Source organism: Winogradskyella sp. J14-2 (assembly GCF_001971725.1).
Taxonomy (GTDB): Bacteria; Bacteroidota; Bacteroidia; order Flavobacteriales; family Flavobacteriaceae; genus Winogradskyella.
In genome coordinates this window covers 1,400,179-1,412,918 of sequence record NZ_CP019388.1, presented here as the reverse complement: position 1 = coordinate 1,412,918, position 12,740 = coordinate 1,400,179, and the positions used below count along the sequence as shown (strand labels likewise).

Sequence of the window (12,740 nt, the reverse complement as noted above, 5' to 3'; positions counted from 1 at the left end):
AAAGATACTTAGGATTGGCATAAAATGTGTCCCTATTCCACTATTATTGCCGATTTACTGTTAATAATGCCTGATTTTTGCATATTTTTTAGTAAACTTGGCATTGCTTTATTGAAAAAAGATTAATATGAAATTGAGATACTTCGTAGCCATTGTTGGATTTCTAACTACCTCCTTGATTTACAGTCAGGATAAACAAATTACCCTCGAAGACATTTGGAGTGGAGTCTTTAGAACAGAAGGTATGCAAGCCTTACACTCTATGAATAACGGCACACAGTATTCCGTATTAAACTACAACAGACAAAACGGTACAGCTACCATAGATATTTATGATTACAAAACTTTAAAAAAGGTAAAAACCTTGGTGTCTTCTGAAGATATACAAGAGATACGAGGTTTTTTTGATTATACGTTTAGCAAAGATGAGTCTAAAGTGGTTTTAACAACCAACGAAATTCCTGTCTATAGAAGATCTGCTTTAGGTGAATATTATGTATATGATATCAATACGAAGCAGTTGACTAAGGTGTCTGATCAAATGGTGCAAGAACCAACATTATCGCCAGATGGAACTAAAATTGCTTATGGTTTTGAAAATAACCTCTATATAAAAGATTTAAATTCAGGTAAAGTGACACAAGTTACTGATGATGGTGAGAAGAATAAAATCATCAACGGTATTACGGATTGGGTTTACGAAGAAGAATTTAGCTTCGTAAGGGCGTTTGATTGGAATGCAGATAGCAACTTAATCGCTTTTATCCGTTTTGATGAATCTGAAGTTCCAGAGTTTTCTATGGATGTGTATGGTTCTGGTCTTTATCAAACACAGCAGGTTTTTAAGTATCCTAAAGCTGGTGAGAAAAACTCTAAAGTATCACTTCATTTATACGATTTACAGGCAAATAAACTACAAGAACTAGAAGTTGATAAAACTTATGAGGACTTTTATATTCCAAGAATAAAGTGGACAAACGATCCTAATGTGCTAAGTGCCCAATACATGAACCGTCATCAAAATGAATTAGACCTCTGGTTTATAGATACCTATGCTATAGATTATGATTTAGTTTTGCAAGAAAAGGATGATGCGTATATCGATGTAACCTTCAATTTAACATTCTTGAAAGATAATAGCTTTATCTGGACGAGTGAAAAAGATGGTTTTAATCATATTTATCACTATGACAAATCAGGAAAGTTGATTAATCAGGTAACAGATGGTAATTGGGAAGTTACAGATTATTATGGCTTTAATGAAAAGGCCAATACTATTTATTATCAATCTACTGAAAACGGTTCTATAAACAGAGATGTGTATTCCATTAAGCTAAACGGTAAGAATAAAACACAATTAACAAAAACCGAAGGAACTAACAGTGCTTCTTTTAGTGCTGATTTCACTTATTTTATCAATACGCACTCTAGTGCAACCACACCTTACGAATATACCTTGCATGATTCTAAGAATGGAAATCTTGTAAAAGGAATTAAGGATAACGATCGCTTAGCTCAAAAAGTAGGAGACTATGTAACGTCTAAAAAAGAGTTTAGTACTATAAATGTTAATGGCAACGATTTAAATATGTGGATGATAAAACCTGCTGATTTTGACGAAAATAAACAGTATCCATTATTTATGTATCAATACTCAGGTCCAGGTTCTCAGCAAGTAGCCAACCGTTGGAATGGTGCTAATGATTATTGGTATCAGATGCTAGCACAACAAGGTTATATTGTAGTCTGTGTTGATGGTAGAGGTACTGGTTTTAAAGGGGCAGACTTTAAAAAAGTAACGCAGAAAGAATTAGGGAAATATGAAGTTGAAGACCAAATAGAAGCGGCTAAAAAGTTAGGTGCATTGCCTTATATAGATGCTTCTCGCATCGGAATTTGGGGTTGGAGCTATGGCGGTTTTATGAGTAGTAATGCTTTATTTAAAGGCAATGATGTTTTTAAAATGGCCATTGCAGTAGCACCTGTTACAAGTTGGAGGTTTTATGATACTATTTACACCGAGCGTTACATGACCACGCCAGACGAAAATCCTAGTGGTTATGACGACAATTCTCCAATAAACCATGTCGATAAATTAAAAGGAGACTTTTTATTAATACATGGAACAGGAGATGATAATGTACATGTGCAGAATACCATGCGTATGGTTGAAGCTTTAATACAAGCAGATAAGCAATTTGAATGGATGATTTATCCAGATAAAAATCATGGTATCTATGGCGGTAACACAAGATTACACCTTTACAAAAAGATGACAAATTTTATTCACAAGACTTTGGGCGATAAAATAGAAGACAATAAGAAAGAAGAGAAAGAGTCATCTAAAATTAAAGGCTAGCTAAAAATAACTAACTAAATTAAATTATATGTCAACAGCAATTAAACAACCGCACCAAAAAGAACTATTTGGGCATCCAGTAGGTTTATTCATTTTGTTTTTTACCGAAATGTGGGAGCGTTTTTCTTATTATGGTATGCGTGGTATCTTGGTATTATATATGGCAACTTCTGCTACAGCAATAGATCCAGGATTAGGATGGACAAATAAAGATGCTATTTGGTTGTACGGATGGTATACAATGTTGGTGTATGTTGCTTCAATACCAGGCGGTTGGATTGCTGATAAGTTTTTGGGTCAAAAGAAGACCGTAATGCTTGGTGGACTTTTACTCTGTTTTGGACATGGTATTTTAGCAATACCGCAAGATTGGGCGTTTTTTACTGGATTACTTTTAATCATCTTAGGTGTTGGTGGTCTTAAGCCTAACATTTCTACTATGGTTGGTGGATTGTACAAAGAAGGGGACATTAGAAGAGATAGTGGATTTACAATATTTTATATTGGTATTAATATAGGTGCATTTTTAGCTAGTATCACTGTAGGTCTTGTGGCATATTACTATGGTTGGCATTACGGATTTGGTTTAGCAGGTATAGGTATGTTACTTGGGCAATTAGTGTTTGTTTGGGGACAAAAATTCTTAAAAGGTGTTGGTGAGTTTTCTGGAGGAAAGGAAGCTTCGTTGGCAGAACAAGAAGCTTCAAAACGACCTTTAAATAAAATTGAAAAGGATAGAGTAGTAGTATTACTTATTTCCTTTTTAATTGTAGTAGTGTTTTGGGGAGCTTTTGAGCAAGCCGGAGGATTAATGAATCTTTACACAGATGCAAAAGTAGATAGAACAACAGGGTGGAGTTGGTTAGAAGAAATACCAGCTGCCGTATTTCAGTCGTTAAATGCAGGTTACATCATTATTTTTGGAACCTTAATTGGTGGTTTCTGGATCTGGTGGAAAAAGAAAGGAAAAGAGTCTTCTTCATTATTTAAAATGGCAATTGGTACCATTATAATGGGACTTGGTTATGTTTTTATGATGCTTGCCTCAAAAGAAGCAAGTGCAGAAACCTTTGGTAAAGCAGCTATGATATGGATTTTCTTAGCATACCTATTTCATACCATTGGTGAATTGTGTACTTCGCCAGTTGCACTGTCGTTCATTACTAAATTAGCGCCTTTAAAATATGCTTCAATTATGATGGGTGTGTATTTTGCAGCAACAGGTTTTGGAAATAAACTTGCAGGAAGTATTGGTGAGTCTGCTCAATTAGAACCATTTAAGGGGCAGATGACCGTCAGTAAAGAAGCAGTAATACCATTTATGAGTAAAGATACAATTGAGGTGAAGACAGAAAGTGGAATAAAAAAGATTTTTGATTATCCGATAAATGAAGACAAAAACTTTACGGTAAAAGCATCTGTTTACTCTGAGAACGATAAAGTGATTTTTAAAGAATATGAAAAAGGAACAGATCTAAATAGCATATTTGAGCTTTCTAAAAAAGAAGATTCTAACACATCAGAGCTTTTAGCAACTTTAAAAGAAAATAATATTACAGCTTCTAACCCATATCATGCTAAACTAGTTTTTGAAAAGGATAAGGATAAGGCTCAAATAACAGAAAATAAAGGCGATGGTAAAGATTATGGTGTGTCTTTTGTTTTAGAAGAGCAACAAAGTGAGGTAGAATATACTACTTTTAAATGGTTGGTAATTTTTACTGTTGCATTTGGCTTGCTTCTTATCTTGTTTTTAAAGAAATTAAAGAAGTTAACACACGGTGCAGAGGATAATGAACACGAAATGCTTGAAGCAGAAAAGTATGAACTGGCCGATCCAGATATTAATAACTAACAATAAATCAATTCCCTTGTAGATTATCTTTTACAAGGGTTTTCTCTACTAACTAAATACTTTAAGATTTATGAATAATTCATCCGAAAATTTTTTCGAAACTAAAGTAATGGGACATCCAGCAGGTTTATTTGTTCTATTCTTTACCGAAATGTGGGAGCGTTTTTCGTATTACGGAATGCGCGCTATTCTTGTTATATTTTTAACAGGTGCTCTTGTTGGTGACAATCCTGGTTGGGGTTGGGATAAGCCAGCCGCCTTATCGCTATTAGGAACGTACGCTATGTTTGTTTATTTAACACCAATTGTTGGTGGTTGGTTAGCAGACAACAAAATTGGCTATAGATTAGCTGTTGTTATAGGTGCACTGCTTATGACACTTGGACACGCATCTATGGCAGTAGAAACACCTACGTTTCTTTACATAGGAATTGCCCTTTTAATATTAGGAAACGGATTTTTTAAACCTAATATGACATCAATAATATCTAAAATGTATGAAGGTCATGATGAAAAGAAAGATGGCGCGTATAATATCTTTTATATGGGAGTAAATGCTGGTGCTTTTCTCGGAATTATGCTTTGCGGTTGGCTTGGCGAAAACGTAGGTTGGAGTTATGGCTTTGGATTAGCTGGAATTTTTATGTTTTTAGGTATGGTTCAGTTTTATTATGCACAGCCATTATTTGGAGATGTAGGCGCCAGACCTAAAAATGAGAAGAAGGGTATAATAGATACATTGTCTGAAGGTTTAGAAACTTCTAAAGAAAAGATAAGTGGTAAGCTAAATTATTTTGTGACTGTTGATTATGTTTTAATAGGTGTTTTTATCATTTCTGCACTCATTTTTATAGTCAACGATCCATTAAGTAAAATAGGTAACATCAACACGTTAAATTTTACAGTCGCAGGTATGACTGACTCACTATTTTTTGCGTTGTTAGCGGCAATAGTATTTATTTTAATCCTTGTTGTTAGAATTCCGCGATATGAAAGAGTTGTGAGAGACCGAATGATTGCTTTTACAATCTTCTGTATTTTTACAATCTTCTTTTGGGCTGCGTTTGAGCAAGCAGCAGGTTCATTGCCGATTTACACTAGAGATTTTACTGATAGAGTTCTGGAAGGAAACGCAGCTTCAATATTTAAAATTATAGATGCAATTGTGACTATTGTACCTATCGGAATTATAACCTATGTTTTAATAAGTTTATTCAGACAAACATTTAGTAGAATAGGTTTTTCAAATATTGTTTTAGCAATAAGTTTTGTTATTATCTGGGCTTTGGTAATCTATAAGCTTTATATCAATTTTAGTGCAGAAGCTAAAGAAGTTGAAATAACATGGTTTGCCATTCTTAATTCATTATTCATTATTGTTTTCGCACCATTATTCACAAAATGGTGGGATAGTAAATACAATCCGCCAGCATCTGTAAAATACGGTTTGGGCCTCATAATTATGGCTATTGGCTTTGGGTTGTTAGCCTTTGCTACCAGAAATGTACCTTTAGGTGCAGAAACAGCAAAGTTAAGTATGATTTGGCTAGTGCTGGCTTATTTATTTCACACGCTTGGTGAATTATGTTTGTCACCAATGGGATTATCATACCTAAGTAAATTAGTGCCAGCGAGAATGGTGGCCTTTATGTTCGGTGTATATTACTTAGCAATAGCTATAGGAAATAAAATGGCACATTATGTAGGTGGTGATATTGAGAAAATTACAAAAGAAGATGGTCTGTCATACTTCTTCTTAATATTTACGGTTGTGCCAATTGCATTAGGACTGGTCTCATTTGCATTACATCCATTATTAAAGCGTTTAATGCATGGAGTACGTTAGTACTTACCGTTAAAAATAATAGAAAATGCTCCACATTAGGAGCATTTTTTGTAAGTTCGGTACAAGATTTGCAACAAAATAGGTACTGAAATAAATTCAGCATAAAATGAAAAAAATAAAATTACTTATAGCCTTTATAGCTTTTGGAACATTGGTTTCGTTTCAAAACGCAAGTGAACCCTTAGAAAAAGAGATTAATTGGATGACTTTAGAGGAAGCTATTAAGCTTCAGGAAAAAGCACCTAAAAAAATTATTATGGATGTGTACACCAATTGGTGTGGCCCTTGCAAAATGCTTGATAAACACACATTTCATAATGCGGATGTTGTAGATTATATAAATAAGCATTATTATGCCGTAAAATTTAATGGTGAAGGTAATGACACCGTAACCTATAAAGACAAAACATACTCCAATCCTAATTACGATCCTGCAAAGGCAAATAGACGTAATAGTGCCCACGAGCTAACGCGTACACTTGGTGTAAGAGCGTACCCAACAATGGTGTTTTTTGACGAAAAGGGTGAGTATATTGCCCCAATTTCTGGATATTTAAAACCACGCCAAATAGAATTGTACTTAAAACTATTTAAGACAGATAAGTACAAAGAAATGGATACCCAAGAGAAGTTTAATGAGTATTATAAAAACTTCGAACCTTCTTTTAAGGAGTAGTGGTTTTATTTCAAGATAAATGCTCCCTTTTCATTCGTATAATGGAAAGGGATTTTTTTGTTTCTGCATGTAGTTTTCCAACGTTTTATGTAAGTCTTGTAATTACTTGCATCTGCAATAATTTGCTCAGGTTTAATACTATCAATAACTCTTTCTAAATTAACCTTTGGTGAATCACGAAGTAAGATGAGGTCTGGTTGAAAAGACAGATTTCTGTATACTCCTAAGCTATCTATAATTAATAATCGCTTGTTTTTAAATTGATAAATATCTTGCAGATTAGATTGAGCTACACTGTCAATTAATTCACCAACTTTATAATTCTTGATAATGTTATCATTTTTAAGTTTTGAAGTATCTAGATTATGATGAACCACAAGTCTGTCACTCTGTTTAAATCCTATAACAGAAAAGCGACTTTTGTTAAAAACGATAAAAGCTTCATCTTTACTTTGAAACTTATTAAAAAGATAAGTGCCTTGCAAAGTAATAATGCTAACAAGGCAAATAGCCAACCATTTAAAAGTTCTTAATTTATAAACCTGAATACCGCTTATTATTATGCTATAAGCACACAACACCTGCATCAAGGTAAAGGGAATGTCTTTAAATAAAAAGTCTTCAAACTGAGCAATCCAAGCAATAAATCCATTTAACGACTCTATAATTAAACTATAAATTTCAACTATAGGTTTAGGAAGAAAACCAACTAAAGCCATAGCAATTACAAAAAGGCCAAAACCAAGAATTAATCCTAAAAACGGAATCACCACAAGATTAGATATAAAAAACAAGCCAGGAAACTGATGAAAATAGAATAGACTAATCGGTAGAACACCAGCTTGTGCTGCTAATGTTACTGTAAATATTTGCCAAGGTTTATCTAAAATCCAATATTTTGGTTGCCAGAGTTTATATAAAATAGGTTGAATACTTACAATGCCTAAAACAGCTAAATAGCTCATCTGAAAACCAACTTCAAACAAAAATGTAGGCTTTACAAGTAGAATAAAAAAGGCTGATATGGCTAGTGTGTTATAGATATTTGCAGGCCGTTTAAGATGCATGGCAAAACTTATAACGCTAAACATGGTTACGGCTCTGGTAACTGAAGGTGATAATCCGGCAATAACGGCAAATAACCAAAGTATAGTAATAATAATTATTGGTCTAAGAACGTATCCGTATTTAAAGAGTAGTAGAGGTCTAAAAACAAAATTGAGAATCAGTAATAAAATTCCAACATGCAGACCAGAAACAGCTAGAATATGAATAGTGCCAGAATTCACATAATTATTATAGATGCTTTTATCAATTGTCTGTCTTTGACCTAAAAGTAATGCGTTAATAATACTTAAAACTTCATCCTTAAAACCAGCATCAATCAATTTTTTGTTGATGGAAGTCCTAAATAAGTCAGCAAAACCATAAACAGTAGTAGGTTGGTCAAAAAGAATTAAGAATTGATTGTGTTGAAGATAGATTTGACTATAAACTTGTCTTAGTTCTAAATATCTGCTGTAATCAAATTGATGCGGATTCAGCGGTTTCTGAATATCTTTTAAAACTGATTTAGTGTAAATAATAGCATCAACAGGTAATGGGCTTGATGAAGAATCTCTTTTAATATTAATAAGTAGTTGTCCTGATGCTTCACGCTTATTAGCAGAAATCAATGAAGCAATATACTTATCGTTATAGAGATCTGATTTTAGGCGCTCTTTGATTTTTAATCTTAATTCAATTAAGGCATTAAAATCTAAGTTGCTGTAATGGGTTTGATGGATCTTCTCGTTCTCAAAATTATAAGCATTAATTCCTAGACTTATCATGCAGAAATAAGAAATTAATCCAAAGAGTGGTTGTTTGCTATGCTTGCCTTTTAGTATTAAATAGTAGAGAAAAAGTATAGCCATTAAACCTAAGGATAGGTAAATGGCTATGCTAAAACTTGGTTTAAAATAATGGGCAATACAAATGCCTAGAATAAGACAAACTGTAAGTTTTATTATGGTAAAATTTAGTAACTTCATGATTGTGAGTTACTAATATAATAAAATTTGTAGTCTGTTTCTTATTTATAGTATAGGTTGTTTATCTTCTAGGCTATTCATAAATGCAATAATATCTTTTATCTCATTTGGTTGTAAGTTTAATGAATCTGGAGGGAGAGTTTGGTATTCAAATTCTAAGCCCAGACCAGCACCACCTCCGTTATTATAAAAATCCATTAGGGCTTCTAAATCTGCGTAAACACCATTGTGCATGTATGGTGCAGTTTTAGAAATGTTTCTAACCGTTGGTGTTTTAAAAAAGTGCTTTCGCTCTTCGGTTTTAAACACATCATACCTTCCAAAATCTGTGTCTGCAATAGCAGGCAAATTGGTTGATTTTGGCACACCTAAAAGTTCAAATTCAGTTTCTGTAAAATTTGGAGGTACTGTACCGTTAAAAACTGGTGCAAAATGACAAGTGGCACATTTTGCTTTTCCCATAAATAGATTAAAACCATTAATCTCAGATTGGCTAATAGTTTGCTCAATGTCGTTGATGTTATTGTCAAATTTAGAGTTGAATGTATTCAAACTTCTAATGTATACTGCAATAGCATTTCTAATATTAGCATCTGTAACACCATTTGGATATAGTTTGTTGAAGAATTTAACGTAAGTGCTATCCGTTTTTATTACCGTTTGCAAATTTGATAAATCGCTATGAAACTCGTTAACATTGTTTACCACATCTACAATTTGCCCTTCTAAATTACCTGTTCTTCCATCGTAGAAAAAGCTTTGCTGCAATGCAGCATAGGTTAACGTTGGTGTATTGCGTTTCTGCTTTGGAAAAATCTTTAAACCATCTGTAAACGCTAATTCTTGTTTGTGGCAAGTTGCACAACTCATCGCATTGTTGGCTGATAGTTTCCTATCATTAAAAAGGGTCTTTCCTAGCTGTTGTTTATTGTGTTTTAAAGAATCAATTTCTACGTAGTCTGCAAAAAAATCAATATTAAAAGTGTTATTAGAAAATAGCGATGTCATCGTATTGTTGAAAGCTAATTCAAAAGGGAACTCTACATTCCAATCTTTCACAGTATTATTGAGTAGTGCTAGTTGCTTATGTGTATGATTTTTAATGAAAAGATACCTGTCAAAATTATTAAAGTCTGTTTGAAGTGCTTTAATTGATGCCTTTATTTCAGTATTCCACTTTTTTAATAACGCTGGGTCAGAAAAGTTTTCAGTATATGTATTTAAAATATTTTTAACGGTTGCATAACCTAGTTGAGCTTCGGTTAAAGAAGCTTCTAATACAGGCGAATCAAAACCAGTAATACCTGTTAAAGCAATTCTAGCAATTTGATCTCTAATAAGCCAAATGACATGATAATCTTTAAGCTTTACATAGGTGTTTTGTTCAATAAGCTGTAATCTATTTTTGGTTTTTTTGGTAATTTTTGCAACAGATTTAAGGTCTAAAGGTTCGTCGTGCAGTTTTTCTTCTATAACCTGAAAGCCAAACGGTGTTTTGATTTTTATGTCTGTCGCATCTTCCTCTTCAACTTTTAAAATGTTAGGTGCATTTAAGGACATATAATTGTTCTTATCTACAAATGCCAGGATTGGCTCTATGCTTTTAAAATGGTTTCTGGCATCTTTGTAATTAGAAAGAGCGGTTTCAAAACTTGTTGCATTTTCAAGTGCCTCAAGAGCGTTAATGCATTGGCTCAACTTTGTCTTATAGTGGTTTTCTAAAAGCGCAAGTGGAATTGCTTTCTCATTTTGAGATACAGCAGTATAATCTTTGTCGTTTTTGCAACTGTAATTTAAAGCAAAAAGGCATACCAGTAAAATGTATGCCTTTTTTAATGTGGTTATATTCATCTTATCTATCTAATCCTTGTAATACGTATAACATGCTTCCTTCTTTTCTGCTATCTGCTGCTGGGTTGGCATTAGGGTCAGTAAAAGCAGAACCATCTGCAGGTTCCCAACCGTGATTTTGGGTAATTAAAACAAAGGATTCATCTATGCCAATGATATCCGAGATATCAATCATACCAGTTAATTCCCAAACACCAGTAGTGGTACCGTAGCCTTGAGCAGAAGCTGTTTCTTGGTCGCATTCTAGTACAACTTTTAGTGCACCAGTATTTAGGTTATATTGATATAAACGAGCGTAGTGCATTTTGTCTGCATTATCAAAGTAACCATTTGGATCTTCTTGAATGTACGCATAGTTTTCTGTTACTAAAATATTGTCTGGGCTATGAAAAGCTTTAGCGATGCCATTTTGTAAATCACCGTCTAATACGCATATTATTGTACCAGCACCTGTAGGATCATTATCATTTAAAACAACTTTATATATACGGCCGTAAATTGTACCTTTACCTACTAAATCTGGCTTTTTTCTGCCAGTAACACAGAAATAAATTTCTCTATTGTTTGATGCAGAACCTCTTCTCCAATCAATATCTTCTAATCTAGAAAAGCCCATTACACCTTTGGTTTTTGCTTCGGCATCTAACAAATCGATATTAGTTTCGTTTAAAGCAACAAAATCAATTGGGTAAGATTGCCCTTCTTGCATATCCATTTCAAAGTTAATACCAGCTTGTGTTACTCTTAGTCCGTAAAGCTGTCCACCATTTAAATCAGCAAAGTCACCAACATACATACCTAATTGTCCAGAAGGAATTGCGTTGTCTGAATGATCGTCGCCAATAAAAGCAACCGTTTTATTTGGGTAAGCATCTTTGCCTATTACCACAGCATTTTCTGTAGACCATTGCCCAAAAGCAGGAAGCATTAACGCAGAAGAGGCAGAGTTTGCAGATTTATAAGGGTCTGTTGCAAATACACCTTTAGATGCACCTCCCCATTCACCACCAGAAAGATATAGTGGGCCAAATCCATGCTCTTCCATAGTGATTAAAGAGCCAGAGCATTGAGCAGTAGCAGCAGTGGCAGCGGCATTAAGTATATATTCGCCAGCGATAGGTTTAAAAGTTTCATCTAATGTAACTCTAGCAATAGAGTAATCTGCCTCAATATTATTTATAAGCGTGTAAGTGTTGTCTGAGTTTTTTAAGAGGCCAGCACCATCTGCCATAGAACCATATACAAAGTTTGGTGTGTCTGCTAGCTGATCTTCGGAAGATAAAAAATTGTAAATGTTTACGTTAGAAAACTCAGGTTCTAGCTTTAGAAAAACAGGTGTCTGAGAGTGAGAGTTTAACTCAACCAAATTTTGAGGTTGGCTGTTGTTGTTATCATCGTTTTTGCACGATGCAAAACAAGCAAAAATGACTAATAATGTAATGTGTTTTAATGTTTTCATTGTAGTTATATTGATTAATTAATACAAAACTACTTGGACCGTATTAACACATTTTCAATGCATCATTAAGAAAAAGTATTTCTATCGTAAACTTTGTTATTTAATTATTAATAAATAGAATGATAATAAATAAGTCGTATCATTAAAGTACGCGCCTAGCCTGCACAAATGCAAAATACCAGTATTTTTCTGCTAAAGAAGAAATCATAACTCCTCTACTTGTTGAGGCATGTATGAATTCTACATTACCAGTACGTACATTGGTTACAATACCAACATGATTAACTTTTCTGCTATTTTTTTTTGTAGCAAAGAAGACCAAGTCACCAACATTAACTTCTTTTAGATCTACCCAATCTCCATAAGAGGATAGGCTACCAGTTGTTCTTGGTACAGAAACGTTATTGTTTTTAAATGTAGTGTAGACCAATCCAGAGCAATCCATACCACGCTTTGTTGTGCCACCATACTTGTAACGTGTGCCATTAAATTTTTTAGCATATCTGGCAATAGCTACTCCTTCTTGTGTAGGTTTAATATTTGGGTTTACTTTTACTGTATGTGTTTGTCGCTTCTTTGCGGTAGAATATGATTTCTTGGCTTTACAACTCGTTAAGACGGTAATAACACAAATAAGTAATATAATTTTTTTCATAAGATT

The 12,740-nt window shown here is 33.7% G+C and carries 8 protein-coding genes; 4 read left to right on the top strand and 4 right to left on the bottom strand.

Features of this window, described 5'->3' with window-relative positions:
* Positions 1-127 precede the first annotated feature (127 nt).
* From BWZ20_RS06555 to BWZ20_RS06540, 4 genes are all read left to right on the top strand, one after another.
* Positions 128-2,359 carry a S9 family peptidase gene (locus BWZ20_RS06555; protein WP_076617969.1) on the top strand — a complete coding sequence of 744 codons (2,232 nt, stop codon included), beginning with the start codon at positions 128-130 and terminating at the stop codon, positions 2,357-2,359.
* A gap of 28 nt (positions 2,360-2,387) precedes the next feature.
* Positions 2,388-4,214, top strand: coding sequence for a peptide MFS transporter (locus tag BWZ20_RS06550; protein ID WP_076617966.1), 1,827 nt, complete (start codon positions 2,388-2,390; stop codon positions 4,212-4,214).
* Between the two features lie 70 nt (positions 4,215-4,284).
* Entirely contained in the window at positions 4,285-6,060 is a 1,776-nt protein-coding gene (locus BWZ20_RS06545; protein WP_076617962.1) for a peptide MFS transporter, read from the top strand.
* 106 nt (positions 6,061-6,166) lie between these two features.
* Positions 6,167-6,736, top strand: coding sequence for a thioredoxin family protein (locus BWZ20_RS06540; RefSeq protein ID WP_076617959.1), 570 nt, complete (start codon positions 6,167-6,169; stop codon positions 6,734-6,736).
* Between the two features lie 5 nt (positions 6,737-6,741).
* Here the strand turns inward: BWZ20_RS06540 and BWZ20_RS06535 are convergent, their stop codons facing one another.
* The 4 genes from BWZ20_RS06535 to BWZ20_RS06520 form a co-directional block, all read right to left on the bottom strand.
* Positions 6,742-8,769, bottom strand: a complete 2,028-nt coding sequence (locus BWZ20_RS06535; protein ID WP_076617957.1) for a ComEC/Rec2 family competence protein — start codon at positions 8,767-8,769, stop codon at positions 6,742-6,744.
* Between the two features lie 45 nt (positions 8,770-8,814).
* Complete coding sequence (locus BWZ20_RS06530) at positions 8,815-10,620, bottom strand: cytochrome-c peroxidase (RefSeq protein ID WP_076617954.1); 1,806 nt, start codon at positions 10,618-10,620, stop codon at positions 8,815-8,817.
* A 1-nt stretch (position 10,621) separates the two neighbouring features.
* Positions 10,622-12,079, bottom strand: coding sequence for an alkaline phosphatase PhoX (locus tag BWZ20_RS06525; RefSeq protein WP_076617951.1), 1,458 nt, complete (start codon positions 12,077-12,079; stop codon positions 10,622-10,624).
* A 142-nt stretch (positions 12,080-12,221) separates the two neighbouring features.
* On the bottom strand, positions 12,222-12,734 hold the full coding sequence (locus BWZ20_RS06520; RefSeq protein WP_076617949.1) for a C40 family peptidase: 513 nt from the start codon (positions 12,732-12,734) through the stop codon (positions 12,222-12,224).
* Positions 12,735-12,740: the final 6 nt, after the last annotated feature.